General features: G+C 61.0%; 21 protein-coding genes. 17 read left to right on the top strand and 4 right to left on the bottom strand.

What is annotated here, in order from left to right; translation table 11 throughout:
* The first annotated feature begins 64 nt into the window (after positions 1–64).
* The 10 genes from PSH64_RS18655 (at position 65) to PSH64_RS18610 (ending at position 10,547) form a co-directional block, all read left to right on the top strand.
* Positions 65–1,267, top strand: a complete 1,203-nt coding sequence (locus PSH64_RS18655; protein ID WP_105341466.1) for an SfnB family sulfur acquisition oxidoreductase — start codon at positions 65–67, stop codon at positions 1,265–1,267.
* 10 nt (positions 1,268–1,277) lie between these two features.
* Complete coding sequence (locus PSH64_RS18650) at positions 1,278–1,715, top strand: acyl-CoA dehydrogenase (protein WP_305478161.1); 438 nt, start codon at positions 1,278–1,280, stop codon at positions 1,713–1,715.
* Positions 1,715–3,118 carry an LLM class flavin-dependent oxidoreductase gene (locus PSH64_RS18645; protein ID WP_105341461.1) on the top strand — a complete coding sequence of 468 codons (1,404 nt, stop codon included), beginning with the start codon at positions 1,715–1,717 and terminating at the stop codon, positions 3,116–3,118. The genes PSH64_RS18650 and PSH64_RS18645 overlap by 1 nt, the downstream gene beginning before the upstream one ends.
* 237 nt (positions 3,119–3,355) lie before the next feature.
* Positions 3,356–4,261, top strand: a complete 906-nt coding sequence (locus tag PSH64_RS18640) for an AMP-binding protein (RefSeq protein ID WP_305478159.1) — start codon at positions 3,356–3,358, stop codon at positions 4,259–4,261.
* Complete coding sequence (locus tag PSH64_RS18635) at positions 4,258–5,034, top strand: ABC transporter ATP-binding protein (protein WP_305478157.1); 777 nt, start codon at positions 4,258–4,260, stop codon at positions 5,032–5,034. The genes PSH64_RS18640 and PSH64_RS18635 overlap by 4 nt, the downstream gene beginning before the upstream one ends.
* On the top strand, positions 5,034–5,915 hold the full coding sequence (locus PSH64_RS18630) for a branched-chain amino acid ABC transporter permease (RefSeq protein WP_305478155.1): 882 nt from the start codon (positions 5,034–5,036) through the stop codon (positions 5,913–5,915). Before PSH64_RS18635 ends, PSH64_RS18630 begins: the two co-directional genes overlap by 1 nt.
* Before the next feature lie 4 nt (positions 5,916–5,919).
* Positions 5,920–6,969 (top strand): branched-chain amino acid ABC transporter permease, encoded by a 1,050-nt coding sequence (locus tag PSH64_RS18625; RefSeq protein WP_305478153.1) that lies wholly within the window; start codon positions 5,920–5,922, stop codon positions 6,967–6,969.
* A 24-nt stretch (positions 6,970–6,993) separates the two neighbouring features.
* Positions 6,994–8,334 carry an ABC transporter substrate-binding protein gene (locus PSH64_RS18620; RefSeq protein ID WP_305478151.1) on the top strand — a complete coding sequence of 447 codons (1,341 nt, stop codon included), beginning with the start codon at positions 6,994–6,996 and terminating at the stop codon, positions 8,332–8,334.
* A 3-nt stretch (positions 8,335–8,337) separates the two neighbouring features.
* The gene (locus tag PSH64_RS18615) at positions 8,338–9,105 is read left to right on the top strand and encodes an ABC transporter ATP-binding protein (protein WP_105341447.1); all 768 of its coding nucleotides are present in this window, start codon (positions 8,338–8,340) and stop codon (positions 9,103–9,105) included.
* 14 nt (positions 9,106–9,119) lie between these two features.
* The gene (locus PSH64_RS18610; RefSeq protein ID WP_305478148.1) at positions 9,120–10,547 is read left to right on the top strand and encodes an FAD/NAD(P)-binding protein; all 1,428 of its coding nucleotides are present in this window, start codon (positions 9,120–9,122) and stop codon (positions 10,545–10,547) included.
* A gap of 522 nt (positions 10,548–11,069) precedes the next feature.
* Here the strand turns inward: PSH64_RS18610 and ppnN are convergent.
* Entirely contained in the window at positions 11,070–12,443 is a 1,374-nt protein-coding gene (gene ppnN / locus PSH64_RS18605) for a nucleotide 5'-monophosphate nucleosidase PpnN (protein ID WP_305478146.1), read from the bottom strand.
* Positions 12,444–12,671: 228 nt separating this feature from the next.
* On the opposite strand from ppnN, the gene PSH64_RS18600 reads away from it, so the two are divergent.
* Both PSH64_RS18600 and PSH64_RS18595 read left to right on the top strand, forming a co-directional pair.
* On the top strand, positions 12,672–13,199 hold the full coding sequence (locus tag PSH64_RS18600) for a DUF3087 domain-containing protein (protein WP_105341443.1): 528 nt from the start codon (positions 12,672–12,674) through the stop codon (positions 13,197–13,199).
* 149 nt (positions 13,200–13,348) lie between these two features.
* A complete protein-coding gene (locus PSH64_RS18595; RefSeq protein ID WP_305478143.1) occupies positions 13,349–14,926 on the top strand; it encodes a sensor domain-containing diguanylate cyclase in 1,578 nt (525 codons plus the stop codon).
* A gap of 2 nt (positions 14,927–14,928) precedes the next feature.
* Here the strand turns inward: PSH64_RS18595 and PSH64_RS18590 are convergent, their stop codons facing one another.
* Positions 14,929–15,324: a DUF2784 domain-containing protein gene (locus PSH64_RS18590; protein ID WP_105341438.1), complete on the bottom strand. Its 396-nt coding sequence runs from the start codon at positions 15,322–15,324 to the stop codon at positions 14,929–14,931.
* 60 nt (positions 15,325–15,384) lie between these two features.
* Positions 15,385–16,260: a 4-hydroxy-tetrahydrodipicolinate synthase gene (gene dapA / locus PSH64_RS18585; RefSeq protein ID WP_305478140.1), complete on the bottom strand. Its 876-nt coding sequence runs from the start codon at positions 16,258–16,260 to the stop codon at positions 15,385–15,387.
* 407 nt (positions 16,261–16,667) lie between these two features.
* On the opposite strand from dapA, the gene PSH64_RS18580 reads away from it, so the two are divergent.
* From PSH64_RS18580 to PSH64_RS18560, 5 genes are all read left to right on the top strand, one after another.
* Complete coding sequence (locus tag PSH64_RS18580) at positions 16,668–17,366, top strand: AzlC family ABC transporter permease (RefSeq protein WP_032830637.1); 699 nt, start codon at positions 16,668–16,670, stop codon at positions 17,364–17,366.
* Positions 17,366–17,677 carry an AzlD domain-containing protein gene (locus PSH64_RS18575; RefSeq protein WP_162830927.1) on the top strand — a complete coding sequence of 104 codons (312 nt, stop codon included), beginning with the start codon at positions 17,366–17,368 and terminating at the stop codon, positions 17,675–17,677. The genes PSH64_RS18580 and PSH64_RS18575 overlap by 1 nt, the downstream gene beginning before the upstream one ends.
* Positions 17,678–17,745: 68 nt before the next feature.
* Positions 17,746–17,904: a hypothetical protein gene (locus PSH64_RS18570; RefSeq protein ID WP_181150651.1), complete on the top strand. Its 159-nt coding sequence runs from the start codon at positions 17,746–17,748 to the stop codon at positions 17,902–17,904.
* Positions 17,905–18,122: 218 nt separating this feature from the next.
* Positions 18,123–19,022: a polysaccharide deacetylase family protein gene (locus tag PSH64_RS18565; RefSeq protein ID WP_105341422.1), complete on the top strand. Its 900-nt coding sequence runs from the start codon at positions 18,123–18,125 to the stop codon at positions 19,020–19,022.
* Between the two features lie 76 nt (positions 19,023–19,098).
* Entirely contained in the window at positions 19,099–19,350 is a 252-nt protein-coding gene (locus PSH64_RS18560; protein WP_105341420.1) for a DUF1652 domain-containing protein, read from the top strand.
* Here the strand turns inward: PSH64_RS18560 and PSH64_RS18555 are convergent.
* Complete coding sequence (locus PSH64_RS18555) at positions 19,347–20,243, bottom strand: LysR family transcriptional regulator (protein ID WP_105341418.1); 897 nt, start codon at positions 20,241–20,243, stop codon at positions 19,347–19,349. The two genes, PSH64_RS18560 and PSH64_RS18555, sit on opposite strands and share 4 nt — an antisense overlap.
* Positions 20,244–20,300 lie beyond the last annotated feature (57 nt).

Raw genomic sequence — 20,300 nt, 5'->3', positions numbered from 1 at the left:
TTTAATTTCAGGCATGACTCCTGCAAAAGTTCTGGGGTATTCACCAGAATTCTGGAGTCGGCCCATGACAGCCTCTGCCCAATCCCCTCGCACCGCCCACGTCATCCACTCGGACGCCGAAGCCATCGCCGTCGCTCACAAGCTCGCCGCGCGCTTCGCCATCGAGGCCAGCCTCCGCGACCGCGACCGACGCTTGCCAATCGCCGAACTCGACGAATTTTCCGCCAGTGGTCTCTGGGGCATCACCGTTCCCAAGGCATACGGCGGCGCCGGCGTTTCTTACGTGACCGTTGCCGAAGTGATCAAGATCATTTCCGCCGCCGACTCATCCCTTGGCCAGATACCGCAAAACCACCTCGGGGTGCTCGACATCCTTTTGCAAACCGCCACCGAAGAGCAGAAGCGTTACTACTTCGGCAAAGTCTTGCAGGGCTACCGATTCGGCAACGCCTTCTCTGAATCCAAAAGCAAAAACGCCGGTGCCTTCGAAACCCGCATTCGTTTCGACAAAGACACCGCGCAAATCGACGGCGAGAAGTTCTACTGCACCGGCGCGTTGTTCGCGCACATCGTGCCGGCGGTGGCGGTCGATGAAGAGAACAAGGCGTTCATCGCGTTTATCGAGCGCGACAAGCCCGGCCTGACGGTGATCGACAGTTGGGACGGTTTTGGCCAGCGCACCACGGCCAGCGGCGGTGTCACGCTCAACGCGGTTAAAGTCCCGCTCAGCGCCGTGATCCCCGCCCATAAAGCCTTCGACGAGCCCACCGCCGATGGCCCGATTTCGCAAATCATCCAGGCGGCCGTGGACACTGGCATCGCCGTCGGTGCCCTGGAAGAAACCAAACGCTACGCCCGTCAAGCCCGACCCTGGATCGACAGTGGGCAGGATCACGGCTGGCAGGACCCGTTCAGCATCGCTGCAATTGGCGAGCTGGAATGGCGAGTCCACGGCACCGAAGCCATTGTGCAAAAGGCTGGCCGCGCAATCGACCATGCGCTACTCAACCCCAATGAAGACACGGTGGCCCGTGCCTCGGTGGTGGTCGCCCAGGCCAAAGTGCTGTCCGCCGAGATCGCCTTGCTTGCCAGCAGCAAACTCTTCGAGCTGGCCGGTACTCGCTCGGTGCTCGGCAAATACAACCTCGACCGCCACTGGCGCAACGCCCGGACGCACACCCTGCACGATCCGGCACGCTGGAAATACCACTTGATCGGCAACTACCTGCTCAACGGCGTGAAGCCTGCACGCCACGCCTGGAACTGAGGAGCCACCCATGAACGCCTTGACCCAACCGATTGTTGCCGGGCAGCCCCTGGCCAAAAGTCAGCACGACCTGCACAACGCTCGCACTCTGTTCGATGTGACGTTGCGTTTCGTCCGCCAGCAGCCCCCATCCTCGGATGATCCTTTCGTCATCAGCCGCTTCGGCGACTTGCACATCCGCATCGAAGTCGCCGCCGCGCTGCTCGAACGTGCTGAAGATTTTCTGAACAGCGTTGATGACGACACGGAAATCCGCGTCGCCATCGCCGAGTCGCACCTGGCCAGCGCGGACGCGTTAAATGCCGTCAGCAACGCCGAATTCGAACTCACCGGCCAACGCACCGCATTGCACGGCTCACTGCACGACCCGCTGCGCTGGAAACTCCACCTCATCGGCAACTTCCGCCTCAACGGCATCCATCCCCCAAGCGCTGGGAGTGTCGTTTGATGGCCCGCAAAATTCGTCTCAACGCCTTTGACATGAACTGCGTCGGCCACCAGTCGCCCGGCCTGTGGGCGCATCCGCGCGATCGCTCCTGGCAATACAAGGATCTGGAGTACTGGACCGATCTGGCGAAAATCCTCGAGCGCGGCAAGTTCGACGGTTTGTTCATTGCCGATGTGCTCGGCATCTACGACGTCTACAACGGCAACGGTGACGCGGCGATCCGCCAGGCGGCGCAGGTGCCGGTCAACGATCCGCTGCAATTGATCCCGCCGATGGCGCTGGTCACCGAACACCTGGGTTTCGGCCTGACCGCGTCGCTGTCGTTCGAGCATCCGTATCCGTTCGCCCGGCGCCTGTCGACCCTCGATCACCTGACCAAGGGCCGCGCTGGCTGGAACATCGTTACCTCGTACCTGGAAAGCGGTGCGAAGAACCTCGGGCAAAAAAACCAGACCGAACACGACGCCCGTTATGACTTCGCCGAAGAATATCTGGAGGTTTGCTACAAGCTGTGGGAGGGCAGCTGGGAAGAGGGCGCGATCCTGCGCGATCGTGAGCGGCGGATCTTCAGCGACCCGAGCAAAATTCACGAGATCCGCCACGTCGGCAAACACTTTCAAGTGCCAGGGATTCACCTCTGTGAGCCTTCGCCGCAGCGCACGCCGGTGCTCTATCAGGCGGGCGCCTCCAGTCGCGGCAAGCAGTTCGCCGCCGAACATGCCGAATGCGTATTCGTCGCTGCACCGTCGAAAGTACTGCTGAAGAAAACCGTGGCTGACATTCGTCGCCGTGCCGCCGAAGCCGGGCGCGATCCGTCGAAGATTCTGATCTTCAACCTGCAAACCGTGATCCTGGGCGAAACCGATGCCAAGGCCAAAGCCAAGTTCGAGGAATACAAAACCTGGGTCAGCTACGAAGGCGCCATGGCGCTGATCTCAGGCTGGACCGGCATCGATTTCAGCCAGTTCAAACCGGATGAGCCGCTCAAGCACGTGCACACCAATGCGATTCAGTCGGCGGTGGAGGCGTTTTCCACGGCGGACCCGAACAAGGTCTGGACGCCGAACGAACTGGCCGATTGGGTCGGGATCGGTGGTTTCGGGCCGCTGTTTGTCGGCAGCCCCGAGACCGTCGCCGACCTGCTGCAGGAATGGGTCGAGGAGACCGATGTGGATGGCTTCAACCTGGCGTATGCGCTGACCCACGAAACCTTTATCGACGCCGTGGAATTGCTGGTGCCGGAGTTGCAGAAGCGCGGGGTGTACAAGACCGAATATGCGCCAGGGACGTTGCGCGAGAAGTTGTTTGGGGAAGGGGCGCGATTACCGGAGCTACATCCGGGCAGCGGCTATCGCGACCTGGAGGGGTTGCGGCGGCAGGAGAGGAAAGTGGTGTCTGCCTAGATGCCATCGCGGGCAAGCCACGCTCCCACAGGTTTCGTATCGCCGGCGATATTTGTGGACGACAAAACCCTGTGGGAGCGTGGCTTGCCCGCGAAGAGGCCGGCACATTCAACATTGATATCGCCAGTTACATCGATTTCGCGAGCAAGCCCGCTCCCACATTGGGGCGGTGGTGTTTTACAGATTCCAGCCCAGCGGACCACCGCACGCTTCTGCCCATGGAAAAGAGGTAAGCCAATGAGCGTGCATGAACTCAAGCGTCCGCCCATCGCGGATACCACCGAATGGCAGGTCAAGGTGCCCCGGGCTCTGGAGCAGCTGCAGCACTGGGCGCAGGTCAGCCCATTGCAACCGGCGCTGCGCCACAAGCGCCACGGCCAATGGGTCGTCTGGCGCTGGATCGATGTCTTGCGCGATGTCGAGCGGCTGGCCGATGGTTTGCGTCAGCAAGGTTTCACCGAAGATTCGCGTCTGGCCCTGAGCGGCGCTTTCGAACCGAATCTGCTGCTTCTCGCGCTGGCTGCCCGGCACATCGATGCCGAACTGCTGACACTGCCGGACAACCTCGACCCCGAAGCCCTGCACAAAGCCCTGTGGCGCAGTCGTCCGACCCACTCATTCGTTCAGGCACGACAAACGCAGCAACTCTGGATCAACCAAGGCCAGTCGCCGCTGAATTTCGCCGACCTGTTTGGCCCGGTTGAAGCCCCGCAACGCCTCAGCCGCTGGAATCAGGATGCGCAACTGTGGAGTGAGGAGGGTACCCAGTGGCAGCACGGTCTGACGGTGCTGCTGGAGCAATGGCTGACCAGCGGCCAATCCCTCGCCTTCCCGGAAAGCCCCGGCAGCGCCAGCCGTGATCGCCGTGAAGTGGCGCCGTCCGGGCTGCTGCTGTCCGCCGAACGCCTGCAACTATTGGCCGCAGAAATCGACAGCCGCCTCGCCCCCCATGGTACCTGGCGCCGACGCCTCTGTGACTGGGCCATCGCCCATCCGGAAAAAGGCCTGCAACGCTTGATCAAGAACCGCGTTCGCCACCTGTTGGGCTTCCACAACCTGCGATTCATCTGGCAAGCCACCCGCATTTCCGATGCTCAACCCGAGCCGGCCTGGCTCGCTGAATTCAAACGGGACATCGCATGAGCTCGACCGATTCCATTCTGCAAGTCAGCGGTATTTCCCTGTCCTTCAAAGGCGTGAAGGCGATCAATGAACTGTCGTTCGACGTGCGCCGGGGCGAGATCTGCGCGTTGATCGGCCCCAACGGCGCCGGCAAGAGTTCGCTGCTCAACGTGTTGAACGGCGTGTACCGCTTCGATGCCGGTTCGATAGTGTTCGAGCAACAGCCGTTCAAGCGCATCGACCCGTTGATCGCCGCACGCCGGGGCATCGGGCGCACGTTCCAGAACAATGCGCTGTTCAAGAAGATGAGCGTGATCGACAACATCCTCACCGGCCTGTCGCGGCATTTGCGCAGCCGTTTCATTGAGCAGGTGCTGAACCTGCCGAGCGCCCGGCGTGAGGCGGAAGACTTCCGTCAGCAGGCTCAAGGCATTCTTGAATTCCTCGAACTGCAAGCCCACCGCGATGTGCCGGTGGACCAGCTGTCCTACGGCCTGCAAAAACGCGTGGAGCTGGGCCGTGCCTTGATCGCCGGCCCCAGGCTGTTGCTGCTCGACGAGCCGATGGCCGGGATGAACGCCGACGAGAAACGGGAAATGGCCCGTTTCATTGCCGACATCAACCGCGATCTCGGCACCACGGTGGTGTTGATCGAGCACGACATGAGCGTGGTGATGGGCCTGTCCGACCATGTGGTGGTGCTCGATTACGGGCGCAAGGTCGGTGATGGCACACCCGCCGAAGTGCAAGCCAATCCCGAAGTGATCGCGGCGTATCTGGGGGTGGTGCACTGATGACATTCTTCTTCGAAACCCTGCTCGGCGGCTTGCTTGCCGGGACCATGTACTCGCTGGTCGCCATCGGCTTCGTGCTGATCTACAAGGCCAGCGGTGTGTTCAATTTCGCCCAGGGCGCGATGCTGCTGTTCGCCGCGCTGACCTTTGTCAGCCTGCACGATCAAGGCGTGCCGTTCGCCGTGGCGCTGTTGCTGACCGTTGTGGTGATGATCATCGGCGCGTTGCTGATCGAACGGCTGGTGTTGCGGCCACTGGTCAATCGCTCGCAGATCACTTTGTTCATGGCGACGCTCGGGCTGTCGTTCATCATCGAAGGTCTGGCCCAGGGCTTGATGGGCTCGCAGGTGCGCGCGCTGGATCTGGGCATCGATGACGTGCCGATCTTTATCGGCGGGATGATGGTCAGCCAGTTCGACCTGATCGCGGCGGCGGCCGCCATCGTGTTGGTGACGGTGCTGGCGCTGCTGTTCAACAAAACCCGCATCGGCGTGTCGTTGCGCGCGGTGGCGGATGACACCACCGCCGCGCTGTCGATCGGCATCAACCTCAACCGCATCTGGCAGATCGTCTGGGCGGTGGCGGGCATTGTCGGGCTGGTGGCCGGGTTGCTGTGGGGCGCGCGCCAGGGGGTGCAGTTTTCCCTGTCGCTGGTGGTGCTCAAGGCCTTGCCGGTATTGATCATCGGCGGCTTCACTTCGATTGGCGGGGCGATTGTCGGCGGGTTGATCGTCGGTGCGGCGGAGAACCTCGCCGAGGTTTACCTCGGCCCGCTGATTGGCGGCGGTATCACCCCGTGGTTTGCCTATGTCCTGGCCTTGGCCTTCCTGTACATCCGTCCCGCCGGCCTGTTCGGCGAGCGCGCCATCGAGCGAGTCTGAACCCATGTCGATTTCCCTAACCCGCGAAACCGCACCGGCGGTGTTGATCCAGCGTCGTGTGCCGTTTGGCCTGCTTGGCTTGTTGTTGATCGCCTTCGTCGTCGTGCCGCTGACCGGCAACGACTATTGGCTGAACGCGATTCTGATCCCGTTCCTGGTGCTGTCCCTGGCCGGGCTTGGCCTCAATCTGCTGACCGGTTATACCGGCCAGACTTCGGTCGGCGCGGCCGGTTTCATGGCGGTCGGGGCCTTTGCCACCTATGGATTCTTGTTGCGATTGCCCGAGCTCGGTCTGCCGGTAGCGCTGCTGGGCGGGGGGCTGATCAGCGCAATGGTCGGCTTTGTCTTCGGCCTGCCGAGTTCGCGGATCAAGGGCTTCTATCTGATGGTCACCACGTTGGCCGCGCAGTTCTTTCTTGAGTGGTTGTTCGTCAAATTCCCCTGGTTCTACAACTACGGTTCGTCCGGGACCATTTCCGCGCCGACACTGGCGCTGTTCGGCCATGACCTCAACACCCCATTGGGTCGCTATCTGCTGACCCTGACCACGGTGCTGTTGTTGACCTGGGTCGCGGTGAACCTGGTGAAAAGCCAGATCGGCCGCAACTGGATGGCGATCCGCGACATGGACACCGCCGCTGCCGTCATCGGCATTGCGGTGGTGCGTTATAAGCACCTGGCGTTCGCTGTCAGCTCGTTTTACCTGGGCATCGCCGGGGCGCTGTGGGCCTTTGCCTATCTCGGTACGGCCAGCGCCAGTAGCTTCGATATCAACCGGTCGTTCCAGATCCTGTTCATCATCATTATCGGTGGCATGGGCAGCATCGCCGGTAACTTCGTCGGCGCGGCGTTCATCAGCCTGCTGCCGATCCTGCTCAGCCACACCGGCCAAGCGCTGTTCGGCGGTTCGGTGGACGCGGGGCAGTTGCAGAACCTGCAAAAAATCATCTTCGGCGTGCTGATCATCCTGTTCCTGATCAAGGAACCGGAAGGTCTGATCCGCCTCTTGAGCAACCTCCGTGAACAGCTGCGTCACTGGCCGCTGCGCTTCTGAACCCCCCACTATTAGAGAGACAACATGCGTGCATCCTTGAAACGTTCGTTGGCCGGCGCCGCTCTGACGCTGGCGGTTTACGGCAGTACAGTGCCGATGGTTCAGGCCTCGGCGGACCAGCAATTCTTCCCGTTGGCCACGTATCGCGTTGGCGCATATGCCTCGAGCGGCGTGCAGGTGTGGGCCGGCATGCTCGATTACCTGAACTACATCAACGATGTGGAAGGCGGGATCAATGGCGTGAAACTGGTCTGGCAGGAATGTGAAACCGAATGGACGGCGGAGAAGGGCATCGAGTGCTATGAGCGCTTCAAGAAAGGCCTGGATGGCGCGCCGGTGGCGATCTATTCACCCAACGGCGCACCGGCGGCGTATGCGTTGAGCGAGCGGGCGGAAGTCGACAAGATCCCGCTGATCACCCTCGGTTACGGTCGCACCGAAGCCACCGACGGCACGGTGTTTCCGTACAACTTTCCGGTGATGCTGACCTTCTACAGCGAGGCTTCGAGCCTGATCAACTACATCGCCCAGCGCGAGGGCGGGTTCGACAAACTCAAGGGCAAGAAAATCGCCACGGTTTATCACGACTCGGCTTACGGTCGGGAAACACTCGGCCCGTTAAAGCTGCTGGCGGAGAAGTACGGCTTCGAAAACATCCAGATCCCGGTGGCCGATCCGGGCAACGAGCAATCGGCGCAATGGCGGCAAGTGCGCCAGGCTAACCCGGACTGGGTGTTCCTGCGCACCTGGGGCGTGTCGACGCCGGTGGCGGTCAAGACAGCGGCGCGTTTCGGCTTCCCGGTTGACCATATCGTCGGCGACATCTGGGCCAGTTCCAGCGAAGACGTGTTGCCTGCGGGCGCCGCCGCCAAAGGGTATCTGGCGCTGACGCCATACCCGGCCGGCAGCGAATTCGAGATCCACAAACGCCTCAAGCAAGCCATCCTCGACAAGGGCAAAAGCGACCTCAAGGACCTGAAGAATTTCGGCAGCGTCTATTACAACTCCGGGCTGGTGAACGCGGCAGTGATGGTGGAAGCGATCCGTACCGCCCAAGGCAAATTCGGCAAGCGGCCGCTTAACGGCGAAGAAGGGCGCTGGGGCCTGGAACACCTGAACATCGACGACGCGCGGCTCAAGGACATGGGCTACTTCGGCCTGATGCAGAACCTCAAGCTGTCGTGCAAGGATCATGAGGGTGGCGGTTCGGCGCGGGTCCAGCAGTGGGACGGCGCCAACTGGACGCTGATCAGCGACTGGATCCCCGCCGACCGCGCCTTGCTGCGGCCCTTGATCGATGAAAAATCCGCCGCGTTCGCCAAGGAAAAAGGCCTGGCACCACGCACCTGCACCGGGGATGAATAACCCATGAGCCAAGCCGCCAGCGACATTGCCGCCAATGACCTGTTGCAAGTGAACGACATCGAGGTGATCTACGACGGGGCGATCCTGGCCGTGGCCGGGGTGTCGCTGACGGTGCCCAAGGGCGGCATCGTCGCATTGCTCGGGGCCAACGGTGCGGGCAAAAGCACCACGCTCAAGGCGATTTCCGGGCTGGTACGGGCCGAGCGCGCGGAAGTCAGTCGAGGGACGATCGAGTTTCTCGGGCGCGATACCGCAGGGGTTAATCCGAGCGTTCGCGTGCGCCAGGGCATGGTGCATGTGCTGGAGGGCCGGCACGTGTTCCCACAACTGACGGTGGAGGACAACCTGCGCAGCGGCGGCTTCGTTCGCGGTCTGAGCCGCAAGGACCTGGCGGCGGATCTGGAGCGCATCTACGCCTGGTTTCCACGCCTGAAAACCAAACGCAAGACCCGGGCCGGGCTGACCTCCGGTGGCGAACAGCAGATGGTCGCCATTGGCCGGGCGTTGATGACACGTCCTACTTTGGTACTGCTCGATGAACCTTCCATGGGTTTGGCGCCTATTATCGTCCAGGAGATTTTCGAAATCGTGGCGCAACTCAATCGAGACGAGCAGGTGAGCTTCCTGATTGCCGAGCAAAATATTAACGTGGCACTCAAGTACGCCTCACAGGCCTACGTCCTCGATACCGGTCGCGTGGTGCTGTCCGGCGTCGCCGATGAGTTACTGGCACGGGGCGATCTGCATGACTTTTATCTAGGTAAACAATGACCAGTGAGAACGCCATGACTGACACCTCAAGCGGACAGGCGACCGACGCCATCCGCCACGCTGACATCCTGATCATCGGCGGCGGCCTGAGTGGCGCGATGCTGGCGGCGCAGTTGTTGCGTTTGCCCGGTCAACGCCGGGTGCTGGTGATCGAGCCGCGGGCAGAACTGGGCCGTGGCGAAGCCTATAGCGCGGTGGAATTGGGGCATACGCTCAATGGCAACGCGGCGCGGATGAGCGTCGACCCGGACAACGCCGATGACCTGACCCAATGGCTGACCGAACACATCGCCGCCGGTGGCTGGCCGGAGTCGGATGAGCAACATGTGCCGGTCAGCGAACTGTTTCCGCCGCGCGGGCTGTTCGGCGTTTATGTGCAGCAGCGTCTGGCTGAAGCGCAGGCGGTGGGCGCATTGAAGGGGTCGAGAGTCGAACATGTGCGGGCCGAGGTGGTGGACCTGGAAACGTTGAGCGATTCGGTGCGGTTGAGCCTGAGTGATGGGCAGCAATTACAGGGCGCTTACGCGGTGTTGGCGACCGGAATGTTTCCGGCCGCCCGCACGCCGCAAACCGAATCCAGCGGTTTGAATGCCGCTGCACTCGACCCGTGGGATGTAGCCGCCATGGGTCAACTCGATCCGCAGTCGACGGTGCTGATCATCGGCTCGGGCCTGACCATGGTCGATGCCGTGGTGTCGCTGGAGCAGGCCGGGCATCGCGGGCCGATCGAAGTCTTTTCTCGTCATGGCCTGCTGCCGCATGTGCGCAGGCAGCCACCGGCGTGGGTGGACTTTCTCGCCGAGGATCACAGCATTCGCACACCGCGTCAGTTGGTGCGCGAACTGCGCCGGCATTGTCGCGACGCCATCGCCCAGGGCATCGACTGGCAAGCGCCGTTGGACACGGTGCGGGCGCATATCGGGCGGTTGTGGAGTCAGGCGACCGATGTGCAGCGTCGGCAGTTTGTGCGGCATGTACGGCCGTGGTGGGAAAGCCATCACCATCGCTCGCCGCCGTTGAGTGCCGAGTTGGTGGCGCGTTTGCATGGGGAAGGGCGGTTGCGGATTCAGGCGGCGTCGTTCAAGGGGCTTGAGCCTGCTTCGGACGGCGAGGTCAGTATCCGCATTCGTCGGCGTGGCGAGACTGAAACTTGCGTGGTGCACGGCGCGGCGCTGATCAACTCCAGCGGTATCGAATACGACTGGCGCCGGGTGGCCCGTCCGTTGCCGCAGCAGTTGCTCGCTCGCGGGCTGGTACGGCCGGGGCCATTGGCGTTGGGCATCGCCGCTGCAGCGGATGGTGCGGTACTCAGTGCCGATGGGCAGGTCGCCAGCCGTCTGTTCGCCATGGGCCCGCCGTTGCGCGGGATGTGGTGGGAGAGTACGGCGGTGACTGATGTGGCGAGTCAGGCCAAGTCTCTTGCGACGCGATTGGCGGACTGACCGAAAGTTGGCGGTGTTCTTACGGGCCCCTTCGCGAGCAAGCCCGCTCCCACAGGGGATCTCAGGCGTACACAAATAATGTGTCCACCGAAGATCCCCTGTGGGAGCGGGCTTGCTCGCGAAGAGGCCGGCCCAGCCAGCACAAAACCCACAGTAGGACCAATAAACAGGCGATGTTTAATCGACATCTCCAGACACTCTCTAAGGCTACACAGCCTTGCGCCGCTGCCTACGACTACGCCAGAAACCGCCGGCTTGTGCGACTTGAGGCCGGGCTCTATCGTTTCCGGGTCGCTGACCAATCAGCGATCGGATTTGACCGTCCGAATAAATCAAGGCGCGCCAGCGTCCAAGACCTTTTCAGGCATTGCCTGGAATATCGTGTCGCGGTGGCTGTGCGTGGGACACTTCGGTGTGCCGGATTCCTTGATGTCCGGTCGGTCAACCCGCGTACAGCTGCCACCTTGTTCGTTTGACCGCGAACCCGGGCTGCATTCCTTTGCTGCGCGTGGGAACGATCTTTCAAGCCACCACCTGATAGCACGGCACATACGCCGCGCCGCCCGGCAGTTTCATCCGGTGCTGGGCCACGAAGGCTTTGAGCAAGTGGTCCAGCGGCTGCATGACTGCTGCATCGCCACGGATCTGGTATGGCCCGTGTTCTTCGATCAGGCGGATGCCTTTGTCCTTGACGTTGCCGGCGACGATGCCGGAGAACGCGCGACGCAGATTGGCGGCCAGTTCGTGGGACGGCAGGTTGCGGCTCAGTTGCAGGTTGGCCATGTTGGCGTGGGTCGGGTCGAACGGGCGCTGGAAGCCTTCGTCGATCTTCAGCAGCCAGTTGAAATGGAACGCGTCGTTGCGCTCGCGGCGGAACTGCTTGACCGCTTTGAGGCCCTGAGTCATCTGCCGCGCCACTTCAGCCGGGTCGTCGATGATGATCTCGTAGTGCTGCTGCGCTTCTTCACCGAGGGTTGCGCCGACGAAGGCGTGCAGTTGCTCCAGATACGGCGCGGCGCTTTTCGGACCGGTGAGGATCACCGGGAACGGCAGGTGCTGGTTGTCCGGGTGCATCAGGATGCCGAGCAGGTACAGGAACTCTTCGGCCGTGCCCGCGCCGCCCGGGAAAATGATGATGCCGTGGCCGACCCGCACGAAGGCTTCCAGGCGTTTCTCGATGTCCGGCAGGATCACCAGTTCGTTGACGATCGGGTTCGGTGCCTCGGCGGCGATGATTCCAGGCTCAGTCAAGCCGAGGTAGCGGCCGCCGTGGATACGCTGCTTGGCATGGGCGATGGTCGCGCCTTTCATCGGGCCTTTCATCACGCCGGGGCCGCAACCGGTGCAGATGTCCAGGCTGCGCAGGCCGAGTTCGTGGCCGACTTTCTTGGTGTATTTGTATTCTTCGGTGTTGATCGAGTGGCCGCCCCAGCACACCACGATTTTCGGCTCGACGCCGGGGCGCAGGGTGCGGGCGTTGCGCAGCAGGTGGAAGACGTAGTCGCTGATGCCCTGGGACGTGCTCAGGTCGATGCTCAAGGCGTCGAGTTCGTTTTCGGTGTAGACGATGTCGCGCAGGGCGCTGAAGAGCATTTCCCGGGTGCTGGCGATCATTTCGCCATCGACGAAGGCGTCGGCCGGGGCGTTCAGCAGTTCCAGGCGTACGCCACGGTCTTGCTGGTGAATGCGGATTTCGAAGTCTTTGTAGGCTTCCAGAATGGTCTTGGCGTTATCGACGTGGGCGCCGGTATTGAGGATGGCCAGGGCGCACTGGCGAAATAGGGTGTAGGTGATGCCGGATGAGGCTTCGCTCAGTTGCTGTACTTCACGTTGGGACAGTGTTTCCAGGCTGCCTTTGGGGCTGACCGAGGCGTTGATTACATGTCGTTGGGTCATTCAATGATCCTTAAAACGATGTCACCCGCCAGCAACGGCGCATGGCATCCGAATAGTGTGTATCCATGATGAAGATGGCACGAACTGCGCTGTATCGCCATGCTCCCGTTTGACGATGAAAAGATGAAAAGGAGCTCCAGCATAGCTAAATCCTTCGGGGAGGCGATAATGCCCCGCAGTCTTTTTGTCACAGCGTCTTTTACCATTGATGCAAGGAACCCCGTCGCGATGTTCGAAATCCAGCCAATGAATGCCGAAACCTATCGACGCCAGACGCGGCGCAGCACGGTGATCATCGCCCTGATGTTCCTGGCGCTGGCGATGGTGCTGTCCACGGCGGCGGTGGCCCTGTTCGGTGAACCCGGTAGCGACAATCTGCGGTTCAACGTGGGCGGGGTGTTTGCCGCGTTGTTGCTGACGGTGGCGCTGATGCGCGGCAAGTTCTGGACCCAGGAATGGATGGCGCCGGCCGTCTACGGTTGGCAGCTCAAGCGCAGCCTGATGAGCATCACCAACGTCATGCACCAGGTGACCGCGGCGGTGGAGAAGGGCGACCCTGCCGCCATGAAGCTGCTGCGCTTTTATCACTTGGGGCTGAGCCAGATGCACCAGTTGGACGGCAATTCCAGCGACCATAGTCAGCTGACCCGCGAGATGGACCAGCACAAGGCACGGATGGAAGCGCTGGGCATCGATACCGAACAGACGCGATTGAATCCGGCCTGGTTTGAGGCGATCAAACAGACGCCGATGTAGCATTACCATCGCTGGTAATGAGCGTTTTCGTGCAAATCACCTATCGTATCGTTGTCGGGTTGTAGTGGCTTGAGCGCCAGTCACGGCTGGCTGGCGCTAAAAGGGCGAACGGGAAAATTCGCCATGTCATAAGGGATTCAGGGAGCGTCATGGGGCATCCGTCCGTCAAAGATCGTATTGAGCACACCCGGCTCGTCACGCCTTGGGTGCCCGAGCCGGTTGAGTCAAGGCTCAAGGTTCGATACGTGGTTTCTCTGCTCGTTGCAGTGTGCCTGTCCTTGATGGCCATTGTGATCGTGGAAGGGTGGAACTCGCGTCAGTACCATCTGCGTGAGAGCGAAGTGGCGATGTCCAACCTGGCGCAAACCCTGGCCTCGCAGGCGCAGGCATCGATCAAACAGGCCGACACGCTACTGTTTTCCCTGGTGGACCGCCTCGAAATCGATGGCATGCAACCGGAAAAATTTCCCCGACTGCAACGTTTGCTCCAGGCTCAGCGCAGTGAGTTGGTACAGATCCATGGGCTGTTCGTGTTCGACGAAGAAGGACGCTGGCTCGCCAACGCCATTAATGTCATACCGCCCAATGCCAATAACTCCGACCGTGAATACTTCATCTATCACCGTGATCATCCCGATCGCGGTCCGCATATCGGCCCGTCGATAAAAAGTCGCTCGACCGGTGAGTGGATCATGACCGTGTCACGCCGGATCAATCACGCCGATGGCCGGTTTGCCGGTGTGGTGGTGGCTTCGATCTACCTCAACCATTTCCTGGACCTGTACAACAGCATCGACATGGGCAAAAACGGGGTGATCAACTTGATCGCCGATGACGCCACCATCGTCGTCCGGCGCCCGTTCAACGAAGCTGATATCGGCACCAGTGTCGCCAAAGGGCCGCTGTTTACCCAACTGTTGCCCAAGGGGGATTCCGGTACGGCAACCGTCAGGTCCTTTGTCGACGGGGTGGTGCGGGTCGTGGGGTTTCGACGGGTCGAGGGGTATCCGCTCGTCATCTTTGCCGGGCTCGACAAGGAGGAAGTCCTGGCCAGTTGGCGGCAGGAGTCAATATTCAGTGCGGGCATCGTCCTGTTGCTGCTGGGGTTTCTGGGGGCTCTCGGTTATCGCCTGATCCGCCTCATGAAGCAGCAGAATCATATTCAGAACAATCTGTTGGAGACTCAGGACAAACTCATTGAGGTCAACCGCAGCCTGGAGTTGCTGGCACTGGAGGATGCACTGACAGGGCTTTCCAATCGGCGTCAATTCGACCTGTTCATCCTCGCGGAAATGGGCCGCGCCAGGCGTAGCCAGACCCATCTTGCGCTGCTGATGATCGATGTCGACCACTTCAAGAGCTTCAATGACCACTACGGTCATTTGGCGGGCGATCAGTGTCTGCGCAAAATCAGCGCCATCATCACCGATAACATCAAGCGCCCCGGTGATCTCGCGGCCCGCTTCGGTGGCGAGGAGTTTACGGTGGTGCTGCCCGGCACCGACTATGTGGGGGCCTTTTTGATAGCGGAAAAGATTCGTCGCGCCGTTCAGCAGGCCGGCATCAAACACGTTGAAGGTGTGGAGGGCGTGGTCACGGTCAGCGTGGGTGTCTGCGCCTACGACCCGGCTGCGCAAGCCCAGCCCGATGACATGGTCGGCGCCGCGGACAAGGCGCTGTATGTGGCCAAGGCCAGCGGCCGGAACATGAGCGTCATTGCCAACTGAGCTCAACCGGACCGGTGGTTACTGCCTGAACGGGTCGGATGCTTCCATTGCCGGAACAGATGCGCATAGATCAGCACGTTGAGCGCCAGCACCACGCTGCCCAGTGCCAGTTGAATCGTGGGCGTCAGCCCGGCCGGATAAATGATCGGCCACACGTAATGTTCGATGAAACCGCCACCATAACCGGTTTGCCCGGCCGCGTGGCGCATGCGGTTTTCCCATTCGGTGAGTGGGCACGTCAGGTGGAAGACTTCCACGATCACGCCCCATGCGGCGGCGGGCAGGTGCCACCAGATCAGGTGGCGCCATTTGAGCACCAGCAGCCCGCCGAACAGCACGAACAGAATGAACAACAAGTGAGACAGCACCAGCCCGTCGGCGGCGATTCGGTAAAGCATGTCGATTCCCTGACGCGTTAGGTGAATCGCTCCATGGTACTCGGGCTGGACGCTTGTGCTCTATCGATTGCGGTTTTCAAGCGCTGCCAGTACTTCTTTCAAACGCACCGCCGTGCTTTCGCTGCTGCGTTGCATTGGCGCTCGCAGCTCGTCGAGGATCAATCCTTCAAGGGCCAGGGCGGTTTTTACCGGGGCGGGATTGGGTTCGATGAACAGGCTGTGAATCAGTGGCAGCAACTGGAAGAAGGTCGTTCGGCCGGCGGCTAAACGGTTGTCGCGAAGCTGTTGATACAGCGTCACGAACAGCTCGGGATAAACATGGGCCGAGGCGGCAATCGCGCCTTTGGCGCCCAGGCACAAAGCGCTGAAGATCTGATTATCTTCGCCGCACAGCACGTCGACGTTACCGCTGGAGAGCAATGCGAAGGTGTTGGCTGGGTTGCCGCCGCAGTCCTTGATCGCGACGATCCGCTCATGGGCGACGATCCGGAGCAGGGTCGCCTGCTCGAAGGCTATGCCGGTGCGATAGGGAATGTCGTAGAGAATCACCGGGACAGTGGACGCATCGGCGACGGTGTTGAAAAAGGCTTCGAGGCCGGCCTGGGAAGGGCGAATGTAGTAAGGCGGCGGAACCAGCAAGCCTGCCAGGGGGTGCTTCAGGATTTCGCTCTGAAATTGCAGCAACTCGGTGAGGTTATTGCCGGCCAGGCCCATGACCACGCGTTCTGGCGGCACCTGTTCCAGCACGGCATCGAGCACGGCCAGTTGCTCGTGTTTGCCCAGCGCCGCGGCTTCCCCGGTGGTGCCACAGACCACTATGCCATCGACGCCTTTTTCCAGCAGATGACTGACCAACCGCCGCAGCCCGACGAAGTCGATCGCGCCATTGTGAAACGGCGTAACGATGGGGACCCAGATACCTTGAAACGATGACATGCATTTTCTCCTGAAGGTTGACCGATTTCGTCACCGTCAGAAGCGTAGAAGGAAGTCAGCAAGAGGAGGGGTGTCCGTCGCGCTCAATGTCCTGTCAGCTCATCTGACGGGACAGCGCGCCCCGGTCACATGAGCGACTGTTTCTTCGATTTAGGGGCGCGCGCAACGCAACCTTGCGCCTTGGCATTCAAGCCAATGACGACAGTGTTGAGGTTGAAGGTTGCGGACATGGTTGGTTACACCCCGAATGAGGCGCTCAGTTTTAAAAGTCGACGGGATATTTGTCAATCATCAAATCAACGACCCGGCGCAGCAAAACAAGAGGTCGTTGCAAGTGCGCAAGATTGTTCAAGCCTTCAGCCGTGGCGGCTGGCACAGTCGGGGCCTTTCCCTGGTTGTAGAGCGATATGTCCAACTCACTCATGCCACGCAGTGCCTTCCTTCGCGGTGCCGCAGCCATCATGCCGTTGTCCCTGGCGACCGCGCCCTGGGGATTGCTGGCCGGTTCCATGGCCATCGAGGCCAACCTCACCCCCCTGCAAGGCCAGGGGTTGTCGAGCATTGTGTTTGCCGGTGCGGCGCAATTGGTCGCCATCGGCATGCTCAAGGGCGGTGCCGGGGTGTTTTCGATTCTGTTGACCACGTTGTTGCTGACCTCCCAGCATTTGCTGTACGGGATGAGTATGCGTTCGGTGATTTCCCCGTTGCCGGGCCGCTGGCGTGTGGGGCTGGGCTTTTTGCTCACCGACGAGTTGTTCGCCCTGACCAGCCAGCACGACAAACAGCAGTTCAATCGCTGGTACGCCCTGGGTGTGGGTTTGACGTTTTACATCGCATGGAACCTCTTCACCCTGGCGGGCATTGTGCTGGGCAGCAGCATTCCGGGCCTTGAACACCTGGGGCTGGATTTCTCCATCGCGGCGACGTTTATCGCCTTGATCACGCCGGTGGTGCGCAATGTGCCGACGGTAGTCTGCGTGGCGGTCTCGTTGTTCTGTTCGGTGCTGTTCAGCTATTGGCAATGGGGCTCGGCGCTGGTGCTGTCGGGGCTGGCGGGCATGACCGCTGGTTTTATCTGCAACAAACTCTACGTGGGGCGCACATGATGGTCTGGGCTGTGATTATCGGGATGGGCCTGCTGGTGTTCCTGAACCGCTACGTATTTCTCGAGCCTCGGCTGCCGGTGCGCTTGAGCAGCAATGCCCGGCAGTTCCTCGGTTTCGCGGTGCCGGGCATGCTCACCGCCATCTGCGGGCCGATCGTATTCATGCCTGACAAACAGCTGAACCTGCAGTGGGACAACCCCTACCTGATCAGTTCGCTGGTGGCCGTGGGCCTGGTGCTTTACACCCGCAACACCTTGCTCAGCATGTTGTTGAGCATGGGGTTCTTCTTTTTGCTGCGCTGGTGGCTCTGAGTCGTCCCATCCGAAACTGTTCTACGCTTAAAAATAGATGACTGATCCTTTGAGGACGGGAGGTGGACATGGCCACTGAACCAAAGCGTCCGGACCTGGATGAAGAGACCGATGAACCGACGGAGGAAGAAATCGAGCGGCAGAAGCGTTCGACGCCGGACTGGAAGCACCCCGACGACGGTAAAGAGCTGTCGGATCGCGACCAGGAACGTCCGTTGAAGCCCTGATCGGCTTGCACCTACCCAAAGCCCCGCCAATGGATGGCGGGGCTTTTTGGTTTTTGTAGTTTGAAATGCATTCACCTGGGAACAGGCACTGGAACCAAACACTGTGTACCCTTATCCAACCTCGGCTCGCAGCGATTGGCGGGCCGATCGAAGGATGAGTGGGCGAGGGGCTTTTGCCATTAAACATGACGGCCGCAAGGTCTGGCCCAAGGCAAAACATGAAGCAGTTGATCAAGGTTCTATCCGCGTTCGCCATTGCAGTCGGCCTGTTTGGCTGCATCGCCGCGCCCATTGAAATGACACCGCAGACGCAACAGCGCCTGCGCACGCAAGCGCCAATCCGCTTTCTGCTGACCTTCGACGACGGGCCCAGCGCGTCCGGTTTTTACAACCCGACCGTGACCGTGCTCGACAGCCTGGCGCGTAATCCGCTGCAACCGGACATCAAAGCCGTGTTCTTCGTGCAGACCCGTGCCACAGGCGCCGGCGGCAGTGACGTGGGCCGCCAGATCATGCGGCGCGAACAGGCCGAAGGTCACCTGTTGGGCTTTCACACAGCCACTCCCCACCACACCAACCATCGCTCCCTGGAGCCGGAACAACTGGAACAGTCGCTGACCAACGGCAGCGCAGACATCGCTGCGATCACTGGCGCCTCGCCGATCCTGGTGCGTCCGCCGTTCTGGAATTATGACAAGCGCACTTTCGCGGCCTATCAGCAGCACGGCATGCATGTACTGCTGACCGACCTGAGCGCCAATGACGGCAAGATCTGGGGCTTCAATGCCAGCCCTCGGCGGCGGGCCAATATGCTGCGGCAGCTGTCCGAGGTCCGCGAGCGCATTGCCCTTGGCGAGTTGCCGACGGTGGATGGGGTGATTCCGGTGGTAGTGACCTTTCACGACCTCAACCGCTACACCGCCCGGCATGCCCGCGAATACCTGCAAATCCTCCTCGACAGTGCCAGTGCCACCGGTCTGGTCACGGCGCAGAAACCGTTTTACGACGACACGGCAGCGCTACAGCGGGCGGCCATGGCGCGCACCGTGAAGCAGAGTTCCGAGCCTGTTCATTTGCCGGGGATCTGGAATTGGATATGGGATGGGGATGCTCACTGAACTCGCTGGCGCGTTGCGCAAGTTGATCTATTCTGAGTGGATCCAATCGGAAAACCGTCCAGGGAGGGCGTCTGTCATGGTTCCAATCGCGCAGCTTTGCCAGATTATCGAGTCCGGGTTCAAGCCGCTCTCCTGCGAATGCACCGTGAACCGTAATGACACGTTGCGGATCAAGATCTTCGATCGCGCCACCGGGCGGATTGAACTGCTGATCACCGGTGTATCCCCCGACCAATTGACCTGTATTCGCGACATTTCCAACCTGATCGGCGAACTTCGCACAGAAATGCGCGCCGGTCGCCGAGCGTTCGCCGGGGTCATGGCCTAGTTTGCAGGTCTGTCACGCGGCAGCAGTTCATCGATCATCTGCAAGCAATGGTTCAACCCCGGCGACACATCGCCCACGCGCCTGCTGAGGATGATCGGCGAGGTCGCGTTGTCTTCCAGCACCGGGGTAAAGCCAATGTCGTCGCGGTGCAGCAACTGCACCGAGGCCGGTACCAGCGTCACCCCGATTCCCGCCCCCACCAGACCGATCGCCGTTTGCAGCTCGTTGGTCCATTGCGCCACCTTGATGTGCACGCCACTGGCTTCGAACAACGCGATTACATGGTCGGCGTAACTCGGTCGTGGGTTGCCGGGGTAGAGCACAAAAGGTTCTTTCGCCAGCTCCCGAAGGCTGATGGGCCTGGCGAGGAGCGGGTGGCCGGCGGGCAGGGCGGCCACCAGTCGATCTTCGGTGAGCACGGTCTGCAGGATGGCCGGATCGTCGATGCGGATGCGCCCGAAGCCGACATCGATGCGCCCGGCCTTGAGCGCCTGCACCTGTTGCAAAGTGGTCATTTCCGAGAGCCCCAACTCCAGCGCCAGAGGCTCGCCGCTGCGCAACCGGCGAATCAGTTCCGGCAGCACGCCATAGAGGGTCGAGGGCGCAAAGCCGATGCCCAGCCAGGTCTTTTCGCCCAGGCCGATGCGCCGCGTGTTGTCGCACACCTTGCCCAGTTGTTCGAGCAGGGCGGTGGAGTGTTCATGGAAAAACCGCCCGGCGTCGGTCAGCTTCAGCGGTCGGCCGCGTTCCAGCAGCAACACCCCGAGTTCGTCTTCCAGTTGCTGGATCTGCCGGCTCAGGGGCGGTTGGGCGATGTGCAGCAATTCAGCGGCGCGGGTGAAATTGAGGGTTTGAGCCAACACCTGAAAATACCGCAGGTGACGCAGTTCCATGGGGCCTCCGAACGTCGATCTGTTGAATACCTTTAAGGTATCGAGCCAGACCAATTC

Origin of the sequence: Pseudomonas sp. FP1742 (assembly GCF_030687145.1) — a bacterium.
Lineage (GTDB): Bacteria > Pseudomonadota > Gammaproteobacteria > Pseudomonadales > Pseudomonadaceae > Aquipseudomonas > Aquipseudomonas frederiksbergensis_D.
The sequence above is the reverse complement of the archived record's forward strand: the minus strand, read 5'-3'. Positions and strand labels throughout refer to the sequence as shown.

Bases quoted from the DNA above. Each gene is read 5' to 3' on its own strand.
- PSH64_RS18635 (WP_305478157.1), top strand. From the start codon at position 4,258: ATGAGCTCGACCGATTCCATTCTGCAAGTCAGCGGTATTTCCCTGTCC.
- PSH64_RS18625 (WP_305478153.1), top strand. From the start codon at position 5,920: ATGTCGATTTCCCTAACCCGCGAAACCGCACCGGCGGTGTTGATCCAG.
- PSH64_RS18595 (WP_305478143.1), top strand. From the start codon at position 13,349: ATGGGGCATCCGTCCGTCAAAGATCGTATTGAGCACACCCGGCTCGTC.
- ppnN (WP_305478146.1), bottom strand. From the start codon at position 12,443: ATGACCCAACGACATGTAATCAACGCCTCGGTCAGCCCCAAAGGCAGC.
- PSH64_RS18655 (WP_105341466.1), top strand. From the start codon at position 65: ATGACAGCCTCTGCCCAATCCCCTCGCACCGCCCACGTCATCCACTCG.
- PSH64_RS18600 (WP_105341443.1), top strand. From the start codon at position 12,672: ATGTTCGAAATCCAGCCAATGAATGCCGAAACCTATCGACGCCAGACG.
- PSH64_RS18570 (WP_181150651.1), top strand. From the start codon at position 17,746: ATGGCCACTGAACCAAAGCGTCCGGACCTGGATGAAGAGACCGATGAA.
- PSH64_RS18590 (WP_105341438.1), bottom strand. From the start codon at position 15,324: ATGCTTTACCGAATCGCCGCCGACGGGCTGGTGCTGTCTCACTTGTTG.
- PSH64_RS18560 (WP_105341420.1), top strand. From the start codon at position 19,099: ATGGTTCCAATCGCGCAGCTTTGCCAGATTATCGAGTCCGGGTTCAAG.
- PSH64_RS18565 (WP_105341422.1), top strand. From the start codon at position 18,123: ATGAAGCAGTTGATCAAGGTTCTATCCGCGTTCGCCATTGCAGTCGGC.
- dapA (WP_305478140.1), bottom strand. From the start codon at position 16,260: ATGTCATCGTTTCAAGGTATCTGGGTCCCCATCGTTACGCCGTTTCAC.
- PSH64_RS18615 (WP_105341447.1), top strand. From the start codon at position 8,338: ATGAGCCAAGCCGCCAGCGACATTGCCGCCAATGACCTGTTGCAAGTG.
- PSH64_RS18640 (WP_305478159.1), top strand. From the start codon at position 3,356: ATGAGCGTGCATGAACTCAAGCGTCCGCCCATCGCGGATACCACCGAA.
- PSH64_RS18620 (WP_305478151.1), top strand. From the start codon at position 6,994: ATGCGTGCATCCTTGAAACGTTCGTTGGCCGGCGCCGCTCTGACGCTG.
- PSH64_RS18650 (WP_305478161.1), top strand. From the start codon at position 1,278: ATGAACGCCTTGACCCAACCGATTGTTGCCGGGCAGCCCCTGGCCAAA.
- PSH64_RS18555 (WP_105341418.1), bottom strand. From the start codon at position 20,243: ATGGAACTGCGTCACCTGCGGTATTTTCAGGTGTTGGCTCAAACCCTC.
- PSH64_RS18630 (WP_305478155.1), top strand. From the start codon at position 5,034: ATGACATTCTTCTTCGAAACCCTGCTCGGCGGCTTGCTTGCCGGGACC.
- PSH64_RS18610 (WP_305478148.1), top strand. From the start codon at position 9,120: ATGACTGACACCTCAAGCGGACAGGCGACCGACGCCATCCGCCACGCT.
- PSH64_RS18645 (WP_105341461.1), top strand. From the start codon at position 1,715: ATGGCCCGCAAAATTCGTCTCAACGCCTTTGACATGAACTGCGTCGGC.
- PSH64_RS18580 (WP_032830637.1), top strand. From the start codon at position 16,668: ATGTCCAACTCACTCATGCCACGCAGTGCCTTCCTTCGCGGTGCCGCA.
- PSH64_RS18575 (WP_162830927.1), top strand. From the start codon at position 17,366: ATGGTCTGGGCTGTGATTATCGGGATGGGCCTGCTGGTGTTCCTGAAC.